The following is a 23991-nucleotide window of genomic DNA, read 5'->3' as shown; positions in this document are numbered from 1 at the left end:
GGGCGTTCTGCATGCAATCGCACAGCCGCCCCGCGCGACGCGTAGCCGCGAAAATCCGAAATGCGCAATAGCGGACGGAGCGCCATCGACGCCCGCCCAAACCAGTTCATTCCGCAGCGATAAGCGTTTCAGTGTCCGCATTATGATTGCCCGCAAAATGCGGCGCCGAAAATACCATGACCCCGTCATCAATAGGGTCTTGTGTCAGGATTTTCTTCTCTGCCGTGTAATTTTGCAAAACGCGCCATGGGTGACGATCGCCATTTTTTGGCAGCGTGTCGAAACTGCGCGCGAAATAGCCCGAGCTAAAGTCCGTCACAAAGGGCAGCTTAGGCATGTCGGGATCATCCAGCACCGGCGTTGCCACCAATGCATTTTTGTCATCCATTTTCCACAACAAGCGGCAGACATAATCGGCCACAATATCGGTCTTTAGCGTCCAAGATGCGTTGATATAGCCAAATACGCTGGCGAAGTTCGGGATGTCGTTGAACATCACGCCCTTATAATTGAAATGCGCGCCGAAATTGACAGCTTTCCCGTCGACGCTGATCGCGGTCTTGCCCATAGTTACAAGGTTCAGGCCCGTTGCGGTGATGATGATATCGGATTCGATATGCTTGCCCGACTTCAACTGGATGCCTGTCTTGGTGAAATGGTCGATATGGTCGGTGACAATCTCCGCCTTACCCTCGGTAATCGCCGTGAACATGTCGCTATCGGGGATCAGGCACAGGCGTTGTTCCCATGGGCCATATTTGGGCACAAAATGCGTGTCGACATCAACCGACGCCGGTAAAGCCTCCCGCGCCATATTGACTAACTTCGCCCCCAGCTTTGCCGGATTGCGGCGCGCATACCAATAGGTAAAACGCTGCATATTGATATTGCGCCACCGCGTCAGCGCATAGGCCAGTTTCTCCGGCAGGATCTTGCGCACAAATTTCGAAAACGGGTCAATGGCAGGCCGCGATACCATATAAGTTGGCGACCGTTGCAGCATCGTCACCTGCGCGCCTTGCTGCGCCATCACAGGGACTATCGTGACTGCCGTCGCGCCGGAACCGATGACCGTAACCTTCTTACCCGCATAATCCAAATCCTTGGGCCAATGCTGCGGGTGGATGATTTGACCGCCAAAGTCAGCTTCGCCCGCGAAATCGGGCTTATAGCCTTGGTCATAGTCATAATAGCCCGCGCACATGAACAAGAAGCGCGCGGCAAAATGCCGTTCCGCGCCGCCGTCGACGGCTTTAGCAGTTACGTGCCAGCGGGCATCTGGGCTCGACCAATTGGCCGAGATAACTTTATGGCCAAAATGGATATGCGGAGAAATGCCATATTCGTCGGCGGTTTCATGGACATATTCGTGAATGGACGGACCATCCGCAATTGTTTTTTCATGCAACCATGGTTTGAAACGATAGCCCAGCGTGTGCATGTCGGAGTCCGACCGGATACCGGGATAGCGGAACAAATCCCATGTCCCGCCCATATCGGCGCGTTGTTCCACAATCGCGTAGCTTTTGTTCGGGCATTGCATCGTGAGATGCGCCGCAGCGCCAATACCGGACAATCCGGCACCCACAATCAAAACATCTATCGTCGTCTCAGCCTGCGCCATATGCCTCTCCATTTCGTCTCAGAATTTTACTGACATCGTTGCAAATTGCAACTGGCTTTCGTGTCGGAAGAAATGCCGCTACGGCGGTGCTGAACATAAAGGAAATTAGGTCCCATGAGCGACAATATGGACGAAGATTATGTCTATGACGAAGCGTCCGGCGAATGGGTTAGCGCCGCCGACGCAACAGCCGCTACCGCACAAAATGACGCTGTCGAAGTCCGCGATGCAGTCGGCAATCTGCTTGCCGACGGCGACCAAGTGACATTGATTAAGGATCTGACGGTCAAGGGCGCGGGCCAGACATTGAAACGCGGCACGTTGATCAAATCCATCCGGCTGACCGGCGATGCGCAGGAAATTGACTGCCGCTTTGATGGTATCAAGGGCCTGGTGCTGCGCGCCGAGTTCGTGCGGAAACGGTGATGATCCGGTCGGGATTGCGGGTAATTCTCGCGATTATCTATTTGGCCGCGGGCATCGCGCACCTCATGTCGCCACGCGGGTTTTTGGCCATTACCCCGGATTGGGTGCCCTACCCCGCATTTATGGTTGCGTTTACGGGGGTGGCTGAAATCGCAGGCGCGATTGGCCTCATGATTCCGCAGACCCGCAAATGGGCTGCTTTTGGCTTGGCGCTTTACGCCTTGTGTGTCTGGCCAGCCAACTTCAACCACGCAATCAATGGCATCACCGTTGGCGGGGAAGCATTGGGTTGGTGCTATCATGGGCCACGACTGATGTTTCAGCCTGTCCTGATTTGGCTTGCCCTTTGGGTGGGGCATGTCACCGATTGGCCATTTGGTAAATTGCGGTAGTATTTGGCACCTTCTTTCCTCTTCACGCGTTCTCACCTTGTCCCTTCATCAGAAAAGGAATGAGAACATGCATAAGGACGGCGACAAAATCGATGTGACGGAAGAAGAAGCGAGCGGCGGAGTCAAAAATGTCGGCCTGCGCTATGTTCTGGGCATTTCGCTTTTACTGGCAATCATTATTTTATCGGCCATGTGGATGACGGGGGCCGCATTGAATTAGCACGCACCCTTCTTGACATCCGGCGACCCAATGCCCAATTCTGGTAATGCGGGCCGGGCCCCTCTGGTTGTCATGTGACGGCGATGTCGGACCGCTTTATCAGTATAAGAGGAGACCCGAAATGAATGCAGCCGTTGGAATGCCTTGCCCTGTATGCAAGGTACCGTTGGTCATGAGTGATCGACAAGGTGTCGAAATTGATTATTGCCCGCAATGTCGCGGCGTATGGCTAGATCGCGGTGAGTTGGATAAGATTATCGAACGCAGTGCCGCTGCCGAAATGCAGTCGCAACCCGCGCCTGCCCCGCAAGCACCGATGCCACCCCAAGGTGGCTTTGCACCGCAGGGCTATCCGGTGCAGCATCAAGGCTATGGCCATGGCTACCCACATCACAAGCGCAGAAAGTCGTTTCTGGAAGAATTGTTCGACTAAACATCGGCGCGCAACACAAAAAAAGGGCCGCCTTTCGGCAGCCCTTTTTTTTAGCTTTTCGGCTGATTAATCAGCAGCGGACAGGTTGATGGCCGAAGCCTTACCGTTGCGGCCGATTTCGACTTCGAAATTCACGCGCTGTTCTTTATCCAGCGTGTGCATACCAGCTGCCTGAACAGCCGAGATGTGTACGAAGCTGTCATCACCGCCGCCATCAGGCGCGATAAAGCCATAGCCCTTGTCTGCATTGAAAAATTTTACGGTGCCTACTGGCATAATATGTTCCTTTCACGAAACAGGTGACCACCTGACAAAAGCGCCAAGTGGGTAGCCAAGTCGTGGTAGGAAAAACGTTGCCCGTTCCGATCTTATGACCAGAGACGCGCCTCAAAAATCCGTCGCGGTCGACGATAGCGTTCGTGCCGTATACGCTTATTTTAGCCGATGTGCAAACTAGAAGCGAAAATAGCGACTTATTCGGGCTTACCGCCATCTTCGGGCATCTGCGCAGCACGCGTGCCACTTAGTCGTTTCCGGTTGGCGACCACGCTTTTAGAATAATGCGCGATGCTGCCGCTGACGATTGCCTCTGGGCTGCTCCCCAGCTTTCCAGTCATCAGGTCGCAGCCAAGCGCCAAGTTCGCCGCAACCTTCTCTGTCACCATCCGCCTCACCTCTTGCGCCGCCGCCGGCCCGCCTTGCGCCAAACTGCCAATGCGCATGGCGATCACCATGTTGGATTCGGCGGCCAGCGCCCACGCATCCATGCCGATGTCGAACCAATTGGGGGTTTCCGGTGTCGAGGTCATATCCCAACCCTAACCCACCGCGCCAAAATGTCACGCGGCAATGCTGAAGCGATAGTTGCTGCGCCACCTGCCCCACCGACACTTTCTATTTCACAAAACCGTAACATACTCCTAAGGCGCGACACCTTCGTTGTGCAGAGTGTCTTGAATGTTTGAAGTTGATGCGGTTATCACTTGGGTGGACGGGGCGGACCCTGTGCTGAAGTTGAACCGCGATTATTATCTCGCAAAGGCAAATGCGCTCGCCAAAACGGGGGCCAAAGCGCCATTGCATGACAATGGCACCAACCCCCATCGGTGGCTGTGCAGTGATGAGCTGAATTATTGCGTGCGTTCCATCGCCAACAACGCGCCTTGGGTGCGGCGGATCTGGATTGTGACCGACAATCAGACACCCGAAATCATGCAGCTTCCCCCCGAATTCGCCGCAAAGATCCGCATTGTGGACCATAAAGAGATTTTTGCCGGATATGCGGAGGCGTTGCCGACGTTCAATTCGCTGTCCATCGAAACGATGCTGTGGCGCATAGAGGGGCTGGCCGAACATTTCCTCTATTTCAACGATGATGTTTTCCTGACCGCGCCCGTGACGCGCTCGGATTTCTTTGCCGCCGATGGGCCGGTGCTGCGCGGCAAATGGACGAACCATAAAGACCTTGCCAATTGCGTTGCCAGCCGGGACGAGGCATGCCTGCTGAACCATTATAATCAAATCAACGCCGCGCAGATGATTGGCTATACCGCCGATCATGTGTTCGAAAGCGCGCATGTCGTCCACCCGATGCAGCGTTCGGTGATGGCGGAACTGTTCGACACATATCGTGACGCGTTTATCGCCAATGCCAGCTATCGCTTTCGCGATGCGGGGCAGTTTCTACCGCAAAGCCTGCATAATCATGCCTGCCTTGCCGACGGCAGCGCCGCGATTTTGGACACGCGCGATTATCTGCATGTCGCCGTCGGCGCGACCGATGCTTGGTCGGCCGACGATGTCAGCGGCTATTTATGTGGCCGCGAATGGGACGCGATCAAATTCCTGTGCGTCAACGACCTGCCAGAGGTCGAACGCAGCTTCCCCGATGCCCGTTTGTGGATCGAGGAAGCGATTACGCGTTAGGCGGGCTGTGCTGAATTGATATAAAGCCCCGAACTGAAATGACTTCTGACAACCCCGATCCCCTGCCCCGCATTCCGCCGCCCATCACCCAGCCGCCCCGCATATTGGTCGATGCCGATGCGTGTCCGGTGAAGGAGGAGATTTACAAGGTCGCGTATCGCCGCAATGTGGCGGTGGTGCTGGTCAGCAATGCGCGCTTTCGCATGCCCGACCATCCGCTGATTACCCGGGTTATCGTATCGGACAGTTTCGACGCCGCCGATGACTGGATCGCGGAGCAAGCGGGCGCGCGCAGCGTGGTGATCACCGCCGACATATTGCTTGCGGACCGATGCCTGAAAGCCGGAGCCGTCGTGATTGGCAACAATGGCAAGCCGTTCACCAGCGCCTCCATCGGCGGCGCCATCGCCACCCGCGCGATCTTGGCCGACCTGCGCGCAGGCATGGACGGGATAGGAGGTGGGCCAGCACCGTTTGCGAAGGCGGACCGGTCACGGTTTTTGCAGGCACTGGATGAAGCGTTGGTGCGGTTGGGGTGAGTGTCTGAGTATACGAGCGGCTCGTATACTAGCCGCTCGTACTTGCGCCAACCTGTGATGGCTGCTACCTTGTCGTTAGGCTTCGGTGACAGTGCGCTCAATTCCTATTCAGTGCACTGTCACCGTAAATCCTATTGGAGAGAATTATGATTTCTATTGTTATGGAACTAGCAAAGGGCAACTCACAGTTGGCTGCGCAGTTTTCCGCAGCCGTCGACGAATGGCGGAAATTTCATGAATCGAACTTAGCACTAAGTGAGAATCCGCTATCACAGAAACTGGGTTCAGAGCAGTTTCGGCATGAAGGGCATTTTGGTGGCGATCGTCATCTTGGAAAAATGTCCATGCCTTTGGCTACCCTTGCGGCGCTTTACGATGAGGCTAATGGTTTTGCTGACAATCGTGATTACGCAATTCGCATAGCAAAAGCTTTTGCGAAAAGTTCCGTCAGCATCGAAATCAAAGGCATAGCGTTAACAGCTGCGATTGTGGCGTTCGGTCTCGAAGAAGACCCGGTTCTAAAAGAATTCGTCAAGCACGAACTTCGATTTTAGGTCTTGGCGCAAAGCCGGCATCAGCTATTTTGGGTTGGGTTCCGGTAACAGTGCACTCAACTCCTATTCAGTGCACTGTCACCGTAAATCCCTGTCACCGTAAACCCGCAAACTCAAGCCGCCTGCAATACGGGTATCGCATCCAGCTTATCCCCAATCTCCGCCTCTGCCATCCGCAGATCATAGGTGCGTTGCAGGTTGAGCCAGATGTTCGGGCCGTTGCCGCACATCTTGCCAATGCGGAGCGCCATTTGTGCGGTCACCGGCTGTTTCTCGTTCAAGATATCATAGAGCGTCTGGCGCGAAATGCCGAGCAGACGGGCGATTTCCGTCTTTGGCCTATTAAGCGCAGGAAGGACATCCTCGCGCAGGATTTCGCCGGGGTGAATGGGGCGGATGGCCCATGGGCGCTTTTTCGTCATCAGTGATAATCCTCTAAATCAACCTCTATTGCATCCTTGCCATCCCATCCGAATGTGATCCGCCAGTTGCCCGAGGCATCGACTGCGTAGCGGCCCTTGTCCTGCCCTTTCAGACCGTGAAATCGGAGGCCGGGACCGTTCATGTCCTGCGGCTCGCGCGCATGATCGAGTGCAGTCAATATGCGTTCGAGCCTTCGCACATTGGGTACGCTCAATTTCGAAGCATCGCCCTGCTCGACAAAACGCTGCAAGGCTTTGCTTCGATAAGTGCGAATCATAAATGTAAGCTATTGGCTTGCATGTTTATTGTCAAGCATTGACTTACACATCGCCCTCAATCATGCTCCCGATCACCAGCGCCCATGTACAACTCGCGGCCGGTTTCGTCATAGACCTTGCTCATTTGCGCCATGCCTTCTTCCGCCTTCGCTAAAGCTTCGGCGGATAAACCGCCTTCCTCGGCCGCAATGAAGCCTTCGGCTGGCTGGTTCTGCAACCGCGCAAATTCGCGCACTTCTTGGCTGATTTTCATCGAGCAGAATTTCGGTCCGCACATCGAACAGAAATGCGCGGTCTTGGCGCCTTCGGCGGGTAGCGTCTGGTCATGGTATTGCTCGGCCGTTTCGGGATCGAGGCTGAGGTTGAACTGGTCGCGCCAGCGGAATTCGAAGCGCGCCTTGCTTAACGCATCGTCGCGGACTTGCGCGGCGGGGTGGCCCTTGGCCAAGTCGGCGGCATGCGCGGCCAGCTTGTAGGTGATCACGCCGACCTTCACATCGTCGCGGTCGGGCAGGCCCAAATGCTCCTTTGGCGTGACGTAACACAGCATCGCGGTGCCGTACCAACCGATCATCGCCGCGCCAATGCCGCTGGTGATATGGTCATAGCCCGGCGCGATGTCGGTGGTGAGCGGTCCAAGCGTGTAGAACGGCGCTTCGCCGCATACCTCAAGCTGCTTGGTCATATTCTCCTTGATTTTGTGCATCGGCACATGGCCGGGGCCTTCGATCATCACCTGCACGTCGGATTTCCATGCGCGGTGGGTCAGCTCGCCCAGCGTGTAGAGCTCGGCAAATTGCGCTTCGTCATTGGCGTCGGCAATCGATCCGGGACGCAGGCCATCACCCAGCGAATAGGCGATGTCATAGGCTTTCATGATTTCGGTGATATCGTCGAAATGTTCGTAGAGGAAGCTTTCCTTGTGATGCGCAAGGCACCATTTCGCCATGATGGAACCGCCGCGTGACACGATGCCCGTCATGCGCTTTGCCGCGAGTGGAACGTAGGGCAAGCGGACGCCCGCGTGGATAGTGAAATAATCGACGCCCTGTTCGGCTTGCTCGATCAACGTATCGCGGAAGATGTCCCATGTCAGGTCCTCGGCGACGCCGCCAACCTTTTCCAACGCCTGATAAATTGGCACAGTGCCAATGGGGACGGGCGAATTGCGGATGATCCATTCGCGCGTGTCGTGAATGTTGCGGCCCGTGCTCAAGTCCATGACGGTGTCCGCGCCCCAGCGGATTGACCAGACCATCTTGTCGACCTCAGTCGCGACATCAGACGCAACCGCGCTGTTGCCGATATTGGCGTTAATCTTAACCAAGAAATTGCGGCCAATCGCCATCGGTTCAGATTCAGGGTGGTTGATATTGTTGGGGATGATCGCGCGGCCACGGGCGATTTCGTCGCGGACAAATTCGGGTGTGACATAATCGGGGATCGACGCGCCAAAGCTTTCGCCATCGCGTTTATATTCGGCAAGCCGCGCGCGGCCCAGATTTTCGCGTTCGGCAACATATTCCATTTCAGGCGTGATGATGCCCTTACGCGCATAATGCATCTGGCTGACGTTCATGCCGGGTTTGGCGCGGAGCACTTGCTTGCGGACATTGGGGAATGGCGCAACGCCGCCGCTGCGGTCGGGGCCAAGCTGGCCATTATCCTCAGGGCGGACTTCGCGCTGGAACACTTGTTCGACATCGCCGCGTTCGTGGATCCAGCCGGAGCGGATTTCGGGGAGGCCCATGCTGATGTCGATATGCGCGTCGGAGTCGGTGTAAGGGCCGCTCGGGTCATAAACGCGGACGGGGGCGTCATCGCAGCTCGGGTCGAGATAGATTTCGCGCATGGCAACGCGGCGCGGGCCGACATAGATTTTCTTGGAACCACGGATCGGGCCAGTGGTGACGCCGATTTCGGTGCGTGCGGGAATGTCTGCCATGTTATGCGTTCCTTTCATGGACCAGCTGATCAACTGCCCATTTGTAATAGTTCATTAGGTGTTTTTCTTGGGCCGCAAAATCGGTCGCCTGAAGATGCTGAAGTCGAATCTGTATCAAAGAGGCGGCAAGCTGTGCTGCTGTAATTGCAATCGCGTCATCGGTTGGTTTGATTTTGGCCATTCTCACTCTCCAAAAACATCGTGAAGGAGAGTGATTGGCGTGAAGACCGGGCTTGGTCCTCGCCAGTCCCCCGGACTGGCTGCGGTCTCACCTCCCTACGCCCGTGCAAACGGGATCAGGTTCAGCGGGTCGCGGGCATTTCAGCACCACCTCTCAGTCGTTCGACTCCCCGGGGATTTTATATTGATAGGTGAGACAGCGCAGCGCGTCCAGTAGATTGCCGATAAACCTGCTCAAGCGCGGCTTTATGTTCGCCGCCCGCGTCAAAAAGTATAGCTGACGCCGCCGGCCATAAACCATTGGCTTGCGTCGCCGCGCAGCGACGTGACGGGGGATCGTGCCTCATCATTGGTGAGCCGGGAATAATTGATCAAACCATAGATTCCCCAGCCGCCATCGCGGGCGTCACCGGATAAATCGACCGCGCCAAGCAAGCTTGCGCCATAGCTTTTCCAGCCGCCCTTGGCGGTAAATACCGGTAGGCCGCTCGCAGTGCTGCCGGCTTGATCGATGCTGAAATAGGTGTCGGCGTAATGGCTGTCTACATGCGTTGCCGATAGGCTAAACATAGCGAATATCGCCATCGACAAGGGTGTTGCATAGCTAATGCTTGGGCTGATGATACGGCCCTTATGTGCGCCTGCGACATCCCATTGAATGTCGCTGGAAATGGTCACGGTATCGAAGGGATGCAGTATTCTGGAGAAGGACATGCCAGCAGTGGCGCCAACCTCAACCGCAACATCTTCCTCGCCCAGCAAACGGACCACGGGGTCCTTGATATCATTGTTGCGGTCCATGCGGAAACGTAACAGCGGGCCTGCGAGAAATTTCACATCCTTGCCGCTGTTGCTATCGGCGATGAGGTCAACATACAGCCCCGGGCCACGCGCGCCAAAGTCGAAACCACCAACACTGCCTTGCGCGAGCGGCGCAGGGAAAAGGACATATTGGTCCGACCCGTCATAGCTCGGGCCATAGCCCGCGCCGAGACCGATTGTGAGCCAGTCGCCTGTAAACACGCTTCGATTTGGCATTTCGGCGGCTGGCGCTTCGCTGTCTTGGGCAAAGGCAGGTGCGCAAAGCGCGACACTAACCCACAAAGCGGCAGCGCAGCTATTAAAGATCCTCATCAAATGCTCCTGTTAAACCAGATATAGGAACGATCCAAATGTTCAGATAGTTCCGCTGATATCACAGCAAAGCGCGTTAGAGCATATATTTCATTTTAACGCGCTGGCTGACTTCGGCAGCGTCAATCGCAAAAGCTGCGGTTTTAAATTTCGGCGGCCCAGTGACGATCGCGGGGTTACGCGAAAAACCAAAGCCTTCTTTTGGAATAAAGACGGCCATATCCATTTTGCCATTGCCATTTTCATCATGGAGTATGGATAAAGCATAAGTGCCTTGAGCAAGGCCGCGAAAGGAAACCTGCGCAGAATCGCCCGCGGGCACATTGGCGCTAAGGCTTTTGGGGTCTTTACTGCAGTCGGGGAAAAAGCGAGGATTGGCGGTTAAGCAGACGAGGACATTACCCTTCATACTGCGCAGGCCATAAATGCTCACCTCAAGCGTAGCGGGGGATGTTGTTGCCGCAGCCGCACTAGTGAGGGCGACGGCTCCAATTGCCGAGCCCAATATCAGTGCCGCACATTTTGTCCCAAAACCTGAAATATAAACCATAATTCCCTCGATATGCGTCATGGTGCTTTTGATGATGGGTCGCTGTAATCAGCCAACGCCCTAGCGTGCCGTTCACTATGAATTTGGGGAAGCATTCCCACCCCATATGGTTGGTCACACCCATGATCGTCATGATCGTTAACACAGCGCCCAATGCCGCGACATGAATGGGGATAAGGAAAACCAGCACGGGAATGACGAATGCGCCCGACAATGCCTCCCACGGATGAAACGACATTGCCGCCCATGCAGTGGGCGGGCGGCTTTCATGATGGACGGCATGGGCGGCCTTGAACCAGAACGGCCGATGCATCAGGCGGTGCGTCCAATAAAACCAAGTATCGTGCGCAAACAGATAAAGAAAAACCGACACAGGCACATACCAAAAAGGAAATGCGCCGACATCGGTGTAAATCTGCGTCCAGCCGAAATTGTCCCAGCCCCAAGCCACAATACCGGCAGGAATGCCATAGATGGCGGCACTGGCAAGGCTCCAGCCAATCTCTCGCTTAATCTGGTTATCAAGGCCAGTATAAAGTCCGGGTTCCCGGATTTTGGTCGCCCAGGCAAAGGCACCGCTGACAAGCAAATAGCGCGTTCCCACAATCACCGTCATCGCCGCAGCAGACACAATCAAGACAAGCAAGCTATCCATTTGATGACCTTAGACTATTTGCTACTATTTTAGCAAATTGCGCGTTTTGAACGCTTTCGGCCCGGATATACTGATAACATCACCATCATGCATGACCGATATGGGCCCGTCATAACGGCTGCCCGCTTCACCCAATAACGCAAACTCGAGCAATTTGGGGACCGACGGCACAATATGCGTGAAGGCGAGCATGCCCACATCTGCCGACTTGGCAACGTCGGCGGCCAGTTCGGGGCTGATATGGTAATTTTGGATGTCGTCAAAAATCTTGGCGCGGTTGGCCATGCCAGCCTTTTGCGCGCTGTTAGCGAGCGTTTCGACAATGCGCGGGGAAAGCAACTCGCTCACCAACAGGTCCGACCCCTTGGCCGCAGCCGCAAGTTTCGGCGTAAACGCGGTGTCGCCGGTGATAGTGACGCTTTTGCCTTTGTAATCGACGCGATAGCCAAAGGCGGGTGTGATTGGGTCATGGTCGACGGCAAACGCCGTGATACGCACCCCATTGGCGTTGTAAACGATCCCCGGCTGGATGGCCGCACCTAATATGCCAAAGCCGGATAGCGGCACAACAGCTTCGCCATGATGCGCAACACGGTAAGTGGAATCAATACGGTAGGCCGCGTTCAACCCTTCCGTGATTTCGGTAACGCCATTGGGGCCGGACACGTTCAACGGGGTTTTCGCGCTCGTCCCAGCCCAGCGTTGCAAGGTAAATGGGCCAAGGCCTTCAAAATGGTCGCTGTGCAAATGGGTCAGCCAAACGCCCTGCACTTTATCAAGCGGCATCCCCATCAGGGACAATGTTTCGCCAGACCCTTCCCCCATGTCGAAGACGAACAGCCTGCCATTGGCGATAACCACAGTGCAAGCGGCGGCGCGATCACGGCTTGGCAAGGGGGAACCGGTTCCACAGAAACCGACATGCAGTTGGTCAGCGGGTAAATCTGCCATCACGTTGCGCGCCATGGCGCCATCAGCGGCGCGACTAATAACCGCCATCGCGATTGTGTCGCGCTGCGTATAAGCAGCCACACCGACAAGCCCGATTAGCCCAACCGCCCCCAAAAGCCATTTTTTCCGCATGTTCATCCCCCCCTATGGAGCAGCTTTCGCTGCGCGCTATAATCCAGTTCTACCTATCTTGCGCCTGAATAGCATATAGAAAATAATATCCATCCTGCCTTTCGTTAAAATGATGGGTTAGAAAGCTGTGCATTACAATGGCAGGCCCCTTTCCCTTGCAAAATGCCTGCGCTAGGGCAGTGGCGTGACACTCGAAAACATCAAATGCGACGTTGCTATCGTTGGTGGCGGTCTATCCGGCGGGCTAATAGCGTTGGCACTTGCCAAGATGCGGCCCGAGTTAGATGTTGTTCTCATCGAACAAGGTCAAAGCTTTGGCGGCAATCATATCTGGAGCTACTTTGCGAGCGACATTTTGCCTGCGCATCGCTGGCTGACGGCGCCTTTGGTCACTTATGGCTGGTCGGGTTATGACGTGAAATTTCCCGCGCATAGCCGTTCGCTGGATAATATTTATTACACCATCGAATCCGAACGGCTCGATTGGGTCTTGCGGAAGGAACTTCCCGCATCGTCCTTAATGCTTGGCCGTGAAGTGAAGGCCGTTTCCCCGCGCCTCGTGGTGCTCGACGGCGCGCAGCGGATTAACGCAGGCGGTGTTATTGATGTGCGCGGCGCTGGCGATTTGAACCATCTCGACTGCGGTTGGCAAAAATTTACGGGGCAGCTGATGCAATTGTCCGAGCCGCACAATATCACTAAGCCAATCGTCATGGACGCCACGGTGGACCAACATGATGGCTATCGTTTCGTCTACGTCCTGCCCTTTGCCATGGACAAGCTGTTTGTCGAAGACACATATTATAGCGACAAGCCCGACCATGACCCGCGCATTTTACGGCAACGGCTTGCGGCTTATGCCGACGAAAAAGGCTGGAAAGTAGAACGCATCCTGCGGGAGGAAAATGGCGTTTTACCGGTTGTCATGGGCGGCGATCTGGAAAGCTATTGGAATAGTGGCAGTGGCCGGACCGCAAAGGCGGGTGCGCGGGGCGCCTTTTTTCAACCCGTCACCAGCTACTCCCTACCCGATGCCGTGCGCAACGCGATTTTCATTGCAGCGCAGCCTGAGCTAGACGGTGACAAGCTGAACCTTGCGCTGCGTCAACGGTCCGAGGAGCATTGGCATAAGGGCAAATTCTTCCGCATGTTGAACCGCATGCTGTTCCGCGGCGCAGATGGTCCCAATCGGTATAAGATATTGGAACGCTTCTACCGGCTGCAGCCCAGTTTGATTGAACGCTTTTACGCTGGAAATACGACCATCAAGGACATGATACGCATCCTCTCCGGCAAGCCACCCATTCCCATAAGGCGAGCGATCAAAGCGATCCTGAGCAAGAAAAGGTGACCAAGACAGCTGTCATCATCGGGGCTGGCTTTGGCGGCCTCGCACTCGCCATTCGCCTGCAGTCCGCAGGTTTATCGACCACAATCGTCGAAGCGCGGGACAAGCCCGGTGGCCGCGCATATTATTGGGAGAAGGATGGCTTCACCTTTGATGGTGGCCCCACCGTCATCACTGACCCGCCCTGCTTAGAAGAATTATGGGCGCTGTCCGGCCATGAAATGGCGGACGACATCGAATTGATGCCCGTATTCCCATTCTACCGCCTCAACTGGCCGGATGGCACGAATTTCGATTACTCCAACGATGCGCCGGGCCTGAAGACAGAGATTGAGAAATTAAATCCCGACGATGTTGAGGGCTATCGCAAGTTTCTCGCATATTCAAAGGTCGTGTATCAACAAGGCTATCAAAAGCTGGGTTCTGTTGCGTTCCTCGACTTTGCCTCGATGATAAAAGCCGCACCGGCGTTGATGAAATATCAGGCATGGCGCTCGGTCTATTCGATTGTCTCTTCCTACGTCAAAGATGAAAAATTGCGCGAAGCTCTGTCGTTTCACACTTTGCTCGTGGGCGGCAATCCCATGAGCACCAGCGCAATTTATGCGCTCATCCACACCATCGAAAAAGAAGGCGGTGTATGGTTTGCCAAGGGCGGCACAAACCGCCTCGTACATGCCATGGTGACGCATTTCGAACGTCTTGGCGGGACAGTTCGTTTGGACGATGCGGTCGAAGAGATTGAAACACGCGGTGACAAGGTCATAGGCGTGCGGACAAAATCGGGTTGGCGGATGGATTGCGACATGGCGGCATCGAACGGCGATGTGATGCACACGTACAGGGATCTGTTATCCAGCAACAAGCGCGGCGAACGGGCAAGCAACGCCTTGCGCCGTAAAAGCTGGTCGCCTTCTTTGTTCGTACTGCATTTGGGCATAAAGGGCACTTGGCCGGGTATCCCGCACCACATGATATTGTTCGGCCCGCGCTATAAGGGGTTGCTCGACGATATCTTTAAATATGGTATCGTGCCCAAGGACTTCTCGCTTTATTTGCATCACCCGACCGTCACCGACCCAAGCCTTGCGCCCGAAGGTTGCTCCACCTTTTATGTCCTCGCGCCCGTCGCCCATTTGGGCAAAGCGCCGCATGATTGGGATGGCGATGTGGGTGAGGCGATGAAGGAACGGATATTGGACGAGCTGGAACGCCGCCTAATCCCCGATATCCGCAGCCGCATCATTACGCAGTTCCATTATACGCCAGCCGATTTTGGCCGCGACCTCTCCGCACATTTGGGCAGCGCGTTCAGCCTTGAACCGGTGCTCTGGCAATCGGCCTATATGCGCGCACACAACCGTGATGACGCGATATCAAACTTGTATTTTGTCGGCGCAGGTACGCATCCTGGTGCTGGCATCCCTGGTGTTGTAGGTAGCGCAAAGGCCACGGCGACATTAATGTTAGAGGACCCACATTCATGAAACGCCTTGCAGTATATTGCGGGTCAGCGACGCCGGAAAATCCCATATATATTAACGTCGCCCGCGAAGTCGGAAAGGCGTTGGCCAAACGCGGCATTGGCGTTGTCTATGGCGGCGGACGGCTGGGCCTGATGGGCGCAGTGGCCGATAGCGCGCTGGAAGCAGGCGGCAAAGTGATTGGCATTATCCCAGAGGCTTTGGTCGGCGCAGAAGTCGCGCACAAGGGTTGTACCGAGCTGCATGTCGTATCGGGCATGCATGAGCGTAAGCAACGCTTCACCGACTTGTCCGATGGTTTTATCACTATTCCCGGTGGCGTGGGTACGATGGATGAATTGTGGGAAGCCATTAGCTGGTCACAGCTTGGCTATCACCAAAAACCCGTTGGCCTTTTGAACGTCGCCGGGTTTTATGACCAATTAATCGCGTTTAACCAGAATATGATCGACGTTGGCTTCATCAGGCCACAACATGCCGGAATCATGCTTGTCGATGATTATCTGGATGGCTTGTTGGACAAAATGGCGGCTTATGTGCCGCACAAAACGATTTTCCAGATGAAGGCGGATGACTTGTGACGGGCATTCGCACAAGCTTCCATCTTGTCATGCCCGCGCCCGCGGAAATGCCACAGGTTTTGCTATGGCTGAATTAAACCGCCCCGCACTCGTCGCCTTTGCGCAAGAGAGCATCTCGCGGGGGTCAAAATCCTTTCGCTTTGCCAGCCGCCTGTTCGACCGGACAACGCGCGAACGGGTTTGGCTTTTGTACGCATGGTGTCGCAAATGTGATGATATGGCCGATGGGCAAGACCATGGCGGCGCTATGGAAGCGGTCACAGACCCGCAGGCGCGGTTGCAAGCGATACGCGCATTGACCGCAATGGCACTCGCCGGAACGCCCACAAGCGAGCCAGCCTTTGACTGCTTGGGCGTGGTCGCACGCGAATGTGGCCTCACACCGCGCATGGCAGAGGATGTGATCGAAGGCTTTGCGCTCGACGCTGCCGACTGGCACCCGCGCCGCGAAAGCGACCTGTATCAATATTGCTACCATGTCGCAGGCGCGGTTGGCGTGATGATGGCAGTCGTCATGGGCGTAGCCGCTGATGATGACGCCACGCTCGACAGGGCCTGCGACCTTGGCCTTGCTTTTCAGCTTGCCAATATCGCCCGCGACATTGCCGAGGATGACGCCGCCGGCCGCTGCTATTTGCCCGATGACTGGCTCGCGATGCTCGATATCGGGCCCGGCGAGCATATGAAACCGCATAACCGCAAGAAGCTGGCGCTGATGGGCCGTTGGCTCGCCGATGAGGCTGAACAATATGAGGCATCAGCACGTGTTGGTGCCAAGCATTTGCCCTTGCGTGCCCGCTGGGCGGTTTTGTCAGCCGCCGGGATTTATGGCGAAATCGCACGCAAGGTTCGTGCCGCCGATGCGCAGGCTTGGGACCAAAGGATTTTCACCAGCCGACCAGAGAAATTCCGCTGGGTACGCAAGGCGTTTGTCGACGCGGTCGCGAACAATCCCCGATATACGAACCGCGATGCTTTATGGACGCGGGCGCGGTAGAGCTTTCGAAAGCAGCATTCTGACAGCCGAAAGCAGCATCCGGACAGCAACCCCACCTGTCGGTCACCCTGGAGCCAGAGGCGTGCAGAGCACAACTTGTTTCAGGGTCTTACTTTTCCAACGTCGCAGAATTAAGATCCTGAAACAAGTTCAGGATGACGCGTGATCTAGGTGTATCTCCCCTGACGAGTTCAGGATGACGATAAGATAGCTGCCGCCCTGCCCGACAGGCGCTCCACCGCCGCCTGATGGATCCCCGGCGCGCAGCAGATCAAGCCGAAATCCAGCGGCTCGCGTTTGTTATAGCGTATAGGCCGCCCCAAGGCGTCAGTCACAACCCCGCCTGCCTCCTGCGCCACCAAATGCGCCGCAGCGATGTCCCATTCATTGCCCCATCGTAACGTCGCGACAAGATCCGCACGGTCGCAGGCGACCATCGTCATGCGCATGGCAATGCTGTTGGGCTTGGTCACCGTCACCAGATCCGCATCCAATTTTGGCAAATCATCGGCCGGCACGCGTGATCCGGTGAAGTCGAGCCGTCTACTGCCCACCAGCCGCTCTCCATTGCAGGTTACGCCTTCCCCATGCGCCGCCACCCAGACTTTACCTTGCGCAGGCGCTGCCATGACGGCGAAGACCGGCAGGCCATCGGCCACCAAGGCCACCGACACGCAATATCCGCTACGCCCACGCACATAATCGCGGGTGCCGTCAATGGGGTCGACTAACCATAACAGCCGCGTGTCCAGCCGTGACGGGTCATCGACGGTTTCCTCCGACAACCACGCCGCTTCAGGCAAAATGGCCCGCAACCGTTTCGTCAGCAACGCATCAACCGCCATGTCGATATCGCTGACAGGGTTATTCTGGCCCTTGTCCCACACGTTGGTATCGGCCGCCGCGCCCTCGCGCCAACTGGCAAAGGCCAATGCCGCAGCCTCTTGCGTGGCAGCGACAACGGCGGCGCGGTCAAGTTGCCGTTCAGGCACCTGCGATCATCATGCCATCGATGCGTAATGTCGGCACGTTCATGCTGCGTGTGAATGCGAGGTCATTGGCCGCCGTCATGCCCGCAAACATATCCTTTAAATTGCCCGCAATAGTGAATTCGCTCACTGGCCCTGCAATTTCGCCGTTGATAATAAGGAAGCCCGCTGCACCCCGGCTGTAATCGCCCGTGACGGGGTTGACGCCTTGCCCTGCCAGTTCATGGATATACACGCCATGTTTGATATCAGCGATCAACTCCGACACGCTGACGCTACCGCCCTCCAGATGCACATTGGATGGGCTGACACCTGGCGCACCGCTGATCCCGCGACTGGCGTGGCCCGTGGGTTCCAGCCCCAATTGCCGCGCCGACGCGCTTTCCATCAACCAACCCGTCAACACGCCCTTTTCGATGATATAACGGTGCGCCGTGGGCAGGCCTTCACCATCAAAGGCCCGTGAACCAAGGCCGCGCATCCGGTGCGGGTCATCGATAATCGAAATGCTGCTGTCGAATAACTGAGCGCCAAGCGATTCCAGCAGGAAGCTTGTTTTCCGTGCGATTGCCGAGCCGCTAATGCCGCCAAGCAAATGGCCGACAAATGATCCACCGACGCGTGGGTCAAACACCACAGGCATCTGACCGCTTTTGACCGTGCCGGGGTTCAAACGTTTGACCGCGCGCTCGCCGGCGCGGGTGCCAATGTTGGATGGGCTGTCGAGGTCAGCAAGATGTCGCGCAGACCGCCAGTCATAATCGCGTTCCTTGGCATCACCATCGCCCGACAGCACGCTGGCCGACATGCCATAGCCCGAACCAGATTTGACGCCCGCAAAACCATGGCTGGTGGCCAGCGCAAAGATACTGCGTCCAGCGCTGGCGCCCGCGCCTTCGCTGTTGGTGACGCCGGGCACGGCGCGCGCCGCGTCTTCGCATTCCAACGCCGCTGCACGCAGATGGGCTGGGTCCGGGTCAAGACCGTCATCGCTATCAAAGTCGGGAATAGCCCCCGTCACCAAACGATCCTGCGGCGCGAGGCCAGCATATTGGTCCTCCGGCGCTTCCTTTGCCATGTCGATGGCGCGCGTCACCAGCCCTGCCAGAATGTCGGGGTTCATGTTGGATGAGGAAATGGTGGCGGAGCGTTGGCCGACAAACACACGCAGGCCAATATCTTCGCCTTCGGATCGGGCCACATCTTCCAACTGGCCCAGCCGCACCTGCACTTCAGTCGAGGCATCGCAGACATAGACGGCATCGGCCGCGTTAGCGCCTGCCTTCATGGCTTGGGAAACAAGATTTTGCGCGCGATCAAGCGCCTGTTGTGGTGTCAGCATGATTCCCGCTTAGGCGCGGGCCGTTACAGCGTCAATCAAGCGGCCTTCAAAAAACCGTGAATAGCACCGCCAACACAGCCGGAATGGCAATCGCGGCGACCCACAATTTCAAACGATCAGCGACATATCGCGTTTCAAGTCCATCGTCTGGACGGGCGGTCGCGCACAGTGCCTGCCAACGCCGTTCCAAATTTCGGCACAAGGGGATGACGGCAGCGACAAAAAGGACCAAGACAAAATAAGGCAAAATCGACATGCCGCGCGATTCAATTGTCGGCGTCACCAAAAATATCAGTGCCAATGTGTAGACAACTAACGCAATCGCGACATGGTCAGATATGCGTTTTGCATAGCTTTTATAGGCGCGCAGATGCGCTTCTTGGGCTTTTGCCATTTTCTCTCTCCTCTTCCCTGTCACAAGACTGTCACGTTCAGGAAGATGTTTCAAGCAAATTTATAGGTGCTTAAGGTAGCCCAAGAATCTTGTGGTTTTGCAATGACAAACGCCATTTTGGACGCGCCATGACGAAACGCGTCGCCTCTGATACGCTGGTTGCGTTCAACGCGGCATCTCCCATGTCCATGGGCTGAATGAGGAAATGGGCAAATTGCCATTGTTCCATGGCATCAAGGTCGCTTGTCGGTTGTGGCCACACCAATTTCAATTCGTCGCCAGTGCGTTGAATGACGTCCGATCCCGCCTTTGGGCTGATACATACCCAATCAATGCCGGGATGCACCATTATCGTGCCATTGCTTTCAATCGCAATCTGGAAAGCGTGGGCATGGAGCGCATCGACGATCCCGTCATCCACCTGCAACATGGGTTCGCCGCCGGTAATCACGACATAGCGGCTGTCCATGCCATCGCCCCACAGCTCGGCGACCTTCGCTGCCAGCCCTTCGGCGTCATAGCGTCCGCCATTTTCGCCGTCGGTGCCGACAAAATCAGTGTCGCAAAACTGGCAAATGGCGCTGGCGCGGTCGGCTTCTCGCCCCGTCCACAAATTGCAGCCCGAAAAGCGTAAGAACACCGCGCGGCGGCCCGCATGCACGCCCTCCCCCTGCAAGGTCAGGAAAATCTCTTTAACCGCGTAGCTCATGCATAAACCGTCGGGTCAGGCAGGCCAGCATCAACAAAGCCTTTCGCACGCAGACGGCAGGCATCGCATTGACCGCAGGCCTTATTATCGGGGCTTGGGTCATAGCAGGACCAGCTCATCCCCGCATCCAGTCCAAGCCGTGCAGCCTCCCGCGCAATGTCAGCCTTGGTCATATGCAGCAACGGCGTGTGCACGGTGAAATGGTCGCCCTCGACGCCTGCCTTGGTCGCCAAATTGGCCGTTGCCTCAAACGCGCGGATGAAGTCGGGGCGGCAATCGGGGTAGCCTGAATAATCCAGCGCATTGACCCCAATCCACAGATCACGGGCATCACGCGCCTCGGCCAGACCCAAGCATAAGGACAGGAATATAGTGTTGCGCGCCGGGACATAGGTCACAGGGATTGCGCCGGACTCCACGCCTTCCTTGGGCACATCAATATCCGCCGTCAGGGCCGACCCGCCAAAACGCGTCAGGTCCAACGGCAATACAATATGCTCCTTTGCCCCCAAATGCGCGGCAATACGCGCCGCGCTGTCCAGTTCAATACGGTGGCGCTGATTATAATCGATGGTCAACGCAATCAGATCATAGCCCGCCTCGCGCGCCAATCCGGCCACAACCATGGAATCAAGACCGCCGGACAAAAGGACGATTGCGGATTTAGTATGTGTGCTCATGCCGCCCCCATAGCCGCTGGTCATGGGCAAAGTCGAGACTGCGTTGGTGGAGGTGGGGTTTTCGCGATCTCTATAAACAACCCCTTCCGTCATGCTGGAGCCGAAGGCGTGCAGAGCACAACGCGTTTCAGGATCTTACTTAAGCACCGCCGCGAAGAAATAATAAGATGCTGAAACAAGTTGTGCTCTGCACGCCTTCGGCTCCAGCATGACGGGTCGTTTCGGGGATGACTTAGTTCCCCTCCCGCTTGCGGGAGGGGTTAGGGGAGGGCATCTGCCTTCAATGTTTTCGCACTCGCCTGCGGCTCGCCCCTCCCCCGACCCCTCCCGCAGGCGGGAGGGGAGTTTGCTATGGTCTCAACGCCCCCGCCTGCCTGCGAGAGTCTTCGCCAAAGTCATCCCCTCACCCCAGCGCAGGCTAGTGCGACCGCGTTTTTGCTGAACGGGTTATTTCGGGGATGACGCAATTGTCACCGATATTCCCCACCCTTTCGTCATCCTGGAGCCGTAGGCGTGCAGAGCACAACTTGTTTCAGGATAACGAGCCACAGTCGCCTGTTATCCTGAAACAAGTCCAGGATGACGCGCTATGGGGTTATCGCAATTGTCACCGTAATTCGGTCACGGACGAGACAAAAAGCATGTCTTTAGTGGCGACCAAGGTCAGCTAGTTTACCAACACGCATATCGCTAAAGCCCCGCCGATAAGGAGAGAGGCCGGAGGGATGATCTTGGCCTCTCTGCACAATTCGTGGCGAAATCCCTGTAACAATCCCTGTAAAAAATTTTTCATTGGAATTATCCTTCGCCGACATAGCCCTGCGTTGCGTCCGCTATTGCCTTGCTGCGTAACATGATGCGAAACACTCCGATCAACTGTTATAAAAACATGCGATTAGAGAAGGTTAACGAAAATTCGATACATGTCAATTTTGCGGTTAACCCGCCTGTGAGCGGAGTTATGGTCGCCCCAGCGCAGGCTGGTGCGACGGCGTTTTTTGCGGAAAGGGTTTTTGGGGGTTACCCACCTGTCGGCGCCATTCCGTAATTCACACAGACTTACTCATGTTGCCCATCGGCTCTGCGTCTGGCACGCAAGCGTATATAAAGGGTGCCGGCGCTGAACGGGGGGGTCAAGCGACCGGCACCCAAGTACCAATTAAGGAAGCAACACGGCATCAATGACGTGGACAACGCCGTTTGACTGCATCAGGTCAACGGCGGTCACGGTAGACTGTCCGCCCTTGCCATCGGTGATGACGACGCTGTTACCCGACAAACGCGCGGACAGCTTTTCGCCTGCAACGGTTGTCAGCGTAGCGTTGCCACCGCCCGCCTTGATGGCCGCCACGATATCAGTGGAAGTCAATTTACCAGCAACCACATGATAGGTCAGGATTTTGGTCAAGGTTGCCTTGTTCTCTGGCTTCACGAGCGTATCAACTGTACCTGCAGGAAGCTTTTCAAAGGCGGCGTTGGTTGGCGCAAACACGGTAAATGGTCCTGGGCTTGCGAGCGTGTCGACAAGGCCTGCTGCCGTTACAGCGGCGACCAATGTGCTCAGATCTGGAACGGCTGACGCGGTTTCAACGATATTTTTCGTTGAGACCATTTTGTGGTTGTCAGCCATTACCGCTGTGCCGGCGAGGGTTGAAGTTGCCAATGCGATGGCGGTGATTAAACGGCTAGTACGCTTCATGATTGAGTGTTCCTGTTCCAAGGCGCTTTACCCTATAGTTAAAGCGCTATCGGATGGTAGTTGTACGAAAAGACTTAATCAATGTGGAAATGTTCCACATTTCGGGAGGTTTTCCATATTCGGGCGTAAGCCGACATGGTAAAGGATCCGAGCAACAACTCTGAATGGTCACAAGATCTTCTTCAAAACACCAGTTGCGCCGGCTTGTCGATGTCCATTTCGACAAACGTCTATCCCTCGATCAGCCGGTTTACTAACGTTTGCGCACCAGTGTGTGGGTGTAACTCGACAGCCCGTGCAGTTGCGTCAAAGCTTATTGACCTCTGTATATCGGACACTCTCGCTGCGAGTTGTAGGGCACGTTCCAACCCTTCACAGGGGACAGCGATACCGACAGGGATACCGTTGGCAAATCGTCATAAAAGGAGCATAAGACTCCAGTAATTCGGTAGCTGAGGGAGAGACAAATGAAAAAATTAGTTGTTCATGCTTGGAATTTCATATTTAACAGCGAAGTTAGCCCTCTCAGGCATATTCCTGACATCTCAACGCGGCACTATGTACTTCAAGCGTTAGGCGCCATGTGGGTTCTTGCATTTAGCCTTGCGATCGGAAGCTATACATTCTTTGCTTTCAATCTGATCGGGCATGTCGTTTTAATCGGTGCGGCAGCGATTACGATTGCGACCTATACAACGGCAACTATCAAACCAAGCGTCTTTGGCAAAGGATCGGGACGCAGGGCAGATGGGGAACACGACTAGATCTGTGCGCAAAGCGGAAGGTCATTAATTGGGCTGGGAGCGGACTGTGCGGTTACAAACGTTGTTCGATAATAGCTGCCGACGAAGGCTGCGCACGGCGCTTTCTTTGAGCCATCGCCACCAACATTTTATTGGCGCAGAGTGACTGTTGCACGCCGCATTTTAAACCGATAGATCATCATGAATCTTTTGGGGTATATGCTATGTTTCGACCTGCAGTCTTTGTTTTTTGCGTACTGTCGACCCCTGTAGCTGCTGAAACATGGCAACCAGAAGAAGCTGCGATGCGCGGGCATGTAAGATTTCTTGCTGGTGACGGGATGAAGGGGCGCGAGGCTGGCACGCCAGAATATGACAGCTATTTCTGGCCCCATTCGAAAAAGGGCTTCTTCCCGTTCAAGGAACAAATCTCCAAAGTCTTGGCGTAGTTCGGTATGATATGAAACAGCCGCTCAACATCGTCTGGTTTAAGCGTGACCTGCGGGTCGCGGATTGTAAGGTTGACGATCTAGCGGGACATCGACTGGGAGAGATTATAGCCTTTCGCGAAGGGCTTCATAGGGTGTTTTTCCGTTGAAAGCACCGTGCGGTCGGTTGAAGTTGTAGAAGTTCTCCCATTCGATGAGCTTGGCCTCGAGATCG

At 55.6% G+C, this 23991-nt stretch carries 30 protein-coding genes, 1 pseudogene and 1 riboswitch; of the genes and pseudogenes, 13 read left to right on the top strand and 18 right to left on the bottom strand.

Annotation, left to right across the window (positions count from 1 at the left end; translation table 11 throughout):
• Positions 1-106: 106 nt before the first annotated feature.
• Entirely contained in the window at positions 107-1624 is a 1518-nt protein-coding gene (locus Q0O07_RS06795; protein WP_295491889.1) for an NAD(P)/FAD-dependent oxidoreductase, read from the bottom strand.
• A gap of 114 nt (positions 1625-1738) precedes the next feature.
• Between Q0O07_RS06795 and Q0O07_RS06790 the strand changes: the two genes are divergently transcribed.
• The 4 genes from Q0O07_RS06790 to Q0O07_RS06775 all read left to right on the top strand — a co-directional run bounded on the left by Q0O07_RS06790 (position 1739) and on the right by Q0O07_RS06775 (position 3095).
• Positions 1739-2050 carry an alkylphosphonate utilization protein gene (locus Q0O07_RS06790; RefSeq protein WP_295491887.1) on the top strand — a complete coding sequence of 104 codons (312 nt, stop codon included), beginning with the start codon at positions 1739-1741 and terminating at the stop codon, positions 2048-2050.
• Complete coding sequence (locus Q0O07_RS06785; protein ID WP_295491886.1) at positions 2050-2442, top strand: DoxX family protein; 393 nt, start codon at positions 2050-2052, stop codon at positions 2440-2442. The genes Q0O07_RS06790 and Q0O07_RS06785 overlap by 1 nt, the downstream gene beginning before the upstream one ends.
• A gap of 67 nt (positions 2443-2509) precedes the next feature.
• On the top strand, positions 2510-2662 hold the full coding sequence (locus tag Q0O07_RS06780) for a hypothetical protein (RefSeq protein ID WP_295491884.1): 153 nt from the start codon (positions 2510-2512) through the stop codon (positions 2660-2662).
• Between the two features lie 121 nt (positions 2663-2783).
• Complete coding sequence (locus Q0O07_RS06775) at positions 2784-3095, top strand: zf-TFIIB domain-containing protein (RefSeq protein WP_295491882.1); 312 nt, start codon at positions 2784-2786, stop codon at positions 3093-3095.
• Between the two features lie 66 nt (positions 3096-3161).
• On the opposite strand, the gene Q0O07_RS06770 is transcribed toward Q0O07_RS06775, so the two are convergent.
• Positions 3162-3371: a cold-shock protein gene (locus Q0O07_RS06770; RefSeq protein WP_185739799.1), complete on the bottom strand. Its 210-nt coding sequence runs from the start codon at positions 3369-3371 to the stop codon at positions 3162-3164.
• Between the two features lie 197 nt (positions 3372-3568).
• Positions 3569-3904 (bottom strand): hypothetical protein, encoded by a 336-nt coding sequence (locus Q0O07_RS06765; protein ID WP_295491880.1) that lies wholly within the window; start codon positions 3902-3904, stop codon positions 3569-3571.
• 148 nt (positions 3905-4052) lie between these two features.
• Between Q0O07_RS06765 and Q0O07_RS06760 the strand changes: the two genes are divergently transcribed.
• From Q0O07_RS06760 to Q0O07_RS06750, 3 genes are all read left to right on the top strand, one after another.
• Positions 4053-5021 carry a Stealth CR1 domain-containing protein gene (locus Q0O07_RS06760; protein WP_295491878.1) on the top strand — a complete coding sequence of 323 codons (969 nt, stop codon included), beginning with the start codon at positions 4053-4055 and terminating at the stop codon, positions 5019-5021.
• Positions 5022-5059: 38 nt separating this feature from the next.
• The gene (locus Q0O07_RS06755) at positions 5060-5560 is read left to right on the top strand and encodes a YaiI/YqxD family protein (protein ID WP_295491876.1); all 501 of its coding nucleotides are present in this window, start codon (positions 5060-5062) and stop codon (positions 5558-5560) included.
• A gap of 146 nt (positions 5561-5706) precedes the next feature.
• Positions 5707-6114, top strand: coding sequence for a hypothetical protein (locus Q0O07_RS06750; protein WP_295491874.1), 408 nt, complete (start codon positions 5707-5709; stop codon positions 6112-6114).
• Positions 6115-6227: 113 nt separating this feature from the next.
• Here the strand turns inward: Q0O07_RS06750 and Q0O07_RS06745 are convergent, their stop codons facing one another.
• The 8 genes from Q0O07_RS06745 to Q0O07_RS06710 all read right to left on the bottom strand — a co-directional run bounded on the left by Q0O07_RS06745 (position 6228) and on the right by Q0O07_RS06710 (position 12362).
• The gene (locus tag Q0O07_RS06745) at positions 6228-6536 is read right to left on the bottom strand and encodes a HigA family addiction module antitoxin (RefSeq protein ID WP_295491872.1); all 309 of its coding nucleotides are present in this window, start codon (positions 6534-6536) and stop codon (positions 6228-6230) included.
• Entirely contained in the window at positions 6536-6814 is a 279-nt protein-coding gene (locus tag Q0O07_RS06740) for a type II toxin-antitoxin system RelE/ParE family toxin (RefSeq protein ID WP_295491870.1), read from the bottom strand. The genes Q0O07_RS06745 and Q0O07_RS06740 overlap by 1 nt, the downstream gene beginning before the upstream one ends.
• A gap of 56 nt (positions 6815-6870) precedes the next feature.
• Positions 6871-8760 carry a phosphomethylpyrimidine synthase ThiC gene (gene thiC, locus Q0O07_RS06735; RefSeq protein WP_295491868.1) on the bottom strand — a complete coding sequence of 630 codons (1890 nt, stop codon included), beginning with the start codon at positions 8758-8760 and terminating at the stop codon, positions 6871-6873.
• A 1-nt stretch (position 8761) separates the two neighbouring features.
• Complete coding sequence (locus Q0O07_RS06730; RefSeq protein WP_295491866.1) at positions 8762-8941, bottom strand: hypothetical protein; 180 nt, start codon at positions 8939-8941, stop codon at positions 8762-8764.
• A 75-nt stretch (positions 8942-9016) separates the two neighbouring features.
• Positions 9017-9123: riboswitch (TPP riboswitch) on the bottom strand.
• 81 nt (positions 9124-9204) lie between these two features.
• Positions 9205-10074, bottom strand: a complete 870-nt coding sequence (locus tag Q0O07_RS06725) for a MipA/OmpV family protein (protein WP_295491864.1) — start codon at positions 10072-10074, stop codon at positions 9205-9207.
• A gap of 76 nt (positions 10075-10150) precedes the next feature.
• The gene (locus Q0O07_RS06720) at positions 10151-10507 is read right to left on the bottom strand and encodes a DUF2141 domain-containing protein (RefSeq protein WP_295491994.1); all 357 of its coding nucleotides are present in this window, start codon (positions 10505-10507) and stop codon (positions 10151-10153) included.
• 37 nt (positions 10508-10544) lie between these two features.
• Complete coding sequence (locus Q0O07_RS06715) at positions 10545-11279, bottom strand: sterol desaturase family protein (protein ID WP_295491862.1); 735 nt, start codon at positions 11277-11279, stop codon at positions 10545-10547.
• Positions 11280-11303: 24 nt separating this feature from the next.
• Positions 11304-12362, bottom strand: a complete 1059-nt coding sequence (locus Q0O07_RS06710; RefSeq protein ID WP_295491861.1) for an MBL fold metallo-hydrolase — start codon at positions 12360-12362, stop codon at positions 11304-11306.
• 184 nt (positions 12363-12546) lie between these two features.
• Between Q0O07_RS06710 and crtY the strand changes: the two genes are divergently transcribed.
• From crtY to Q0O07_RS06690, 4 genes are all read left to right on the top strand, one after another.
• The gene (gene crtY / locus Q0O07_RS06705; RefSeq protein ID WP_295491859.1) at positions 12547-13713 is read left to right on the top strand and encodes a lycopene beta-cyclase CrtY; all 1167 of its coding nucleotides are present in this window, start codon (positions 12547-12549) and stop codon (positions 13711-13713) included.
• Positions 13710-15197 carry a phytoene desaturase gene (locus Q0O07_RS06700; RefSeq protein WP_295491857.1) on the top strand — a complete coding sequence of 496 codons (1488 nt, stop codon included), beginning with the start codon at positions 13710-13712 and terminating at the stop codon, positions 15195-15197. Before crtY ends, Q0O07_RS06700 begins: the two co-directional genes overlap by 4 nt.
• Positions 15194-15775 carry a TIGR00730 family Rossman fold protein gene (locus tag Q0O07_RS06695; RefSeq protein ID WP_295491855.1) on the top strand — a complete coding sequence of 194 codons (582 nt, stop codon included), beginning with the start codon at positions 15194-15196 and terminating at the stop codon, positions 15773-15775. The genes Q0O07_RS06700 and Q0O07_RS06695 overlap by 4 nt, the downstream gene beginning before the upstream one ends.
• Positions 15776-15839: 64 nt before the next feature.
• Positions 15840-16772, top strand: coding sequence for a phytoene/squalene synthase family protein (locus Q0O07_RS06690; RefSeq protein ID WP_295491853.1), 933 nt, complete (start codon positions 15840-15842; stop codon positions 16770-16772).
• A 191-nt stretch (positions 16773-16963) separates the two neighbouring features.
• On the opposite strand, the gene Q0O07_RS06685 is transcribed toward Q0O07_RS06690, so the two are convergent.
• The 6 genes from Q0O07_RS06685 to Q0O07_RS06660 all read right to left on the bottom strand — a co-directional run bounded on the left by Q0O07_RS06685 (position 16964) and on the right by Q0O07_RS06660 (position 22516).
• A complete protein-coding gene (locus Q0O07_RS06685; protein WP_295491851.1) occupies positions 16964-17764 on the bottom strand; it encodes a 3'(2'),5'-bisphosphate nucleotidase CysQ in 801 nt (266 codons plus the stop codon).
• On the bottom strand, positions 17757-19103 hold the full coding sequence (locus Q0O07_RS06680; protein ID WP_295491849.1) for a TldD/PmbA family protein: 1347 nt from the start codon (positions 19101-19103) through the stop codon (positions 17757-17759). The genes Q0O07_RS06685 and Q0O07_RS06680 overlap by 8 nt, the downstream gene beginning before the upstream one ends.
• 46 nt (positions 19104-19149) lie before the next feature.
• Positions 19150-19497 carry a hypothetical protein gene (locus Q0O07_RS06675; protein ID WP_295491847.1) on the bottom strand — a complete coding sequence of 116 codons (348 nt, stop codon included), beginning with the start codon at positions 19495-19497 and terminating at the stop codon, positions 19150-19152.
• 70 nt (positions 19498-19567) lie between these two features.
• Entirely contained in the window at positions 19568-20206 is a 639-nt protein-coding gene (gene queE / locus Q0O07_RS06670) for a 7-carboxy-7-deazaguanine synthase (protein ID WP_295491845.1), read from the bottom strand.
• Entirely contained in the window at positions 20203-20886 is a 684-nt protein-coding gene (queC, locus tag Q0O07_RS06665; protein ID WP_295491843.1) for a 7-cyano-7-deazaguanine synthase QueC, read from the bottom strand. The genes queE and queC overlap by 4 nt, the downstream gene beginning before the upstream one ends.
• A 1159-nt stretch (positions 20887-22045) precedes the next feature.
• Complete coding sequence (locus Q0O07_RS06660) at positions 22046-22516, bottom strand: fasciclin domain-containing protein (protein ID WP_367271055.1); 471 nt, start codon at positions 22514-22516, stop codon at positions 22046-22048.
• 536 nt (positions 22517-23052) lie between these two features.
• Here Q0O07_RS06660 and Q0O07_RS06655 point away from each other — a divergent pair.
• Positions 23053-23349 (top strand): hypothetical protein, encoded by a 297-nt coding sequence (locus Q0O07_RS06655; protein WP_295491842.1) that lies wholly within the window; start codon positions 23053-23055, stop codon positions 23347-23349.
• 203 nt (positions 23350-23552) lie between these two features.
• Positions 23553-23777, top strand: coding sequence for a hypothetical protein (locus tag Q0O07_RS06650; RefSeq protein WP_295491840.1), 225 nt, complete (start codon positions 23553-23555; stop codon positions 23775-23777).
• Between the two features lie 105 nt (positions 23778-23882).
• On the opposite strand, the pseudogene Q0O07_RS06645 reads toward Q0O07_RS06650, so the two are convergent.
• A pseudogene (locus Q0O07_RS06645) lies at positions 23883-23991 on the bottom strand (IS481 family transposase); the annotation flags it as partial.

This window comes from Sphingorhabdus sp. EL138 (assembly GCF_945890115.1).
Classification (GTDB): domain Bacteria; phylum Pseudomonadota; class Alphaproteobacteria; order Sphingomonadales; family Sphingomonadaceae; genus Sphingorhabdus_B.
This window is presented reverse-complemented; position numbering and strand designations above follow the sequence as displayed.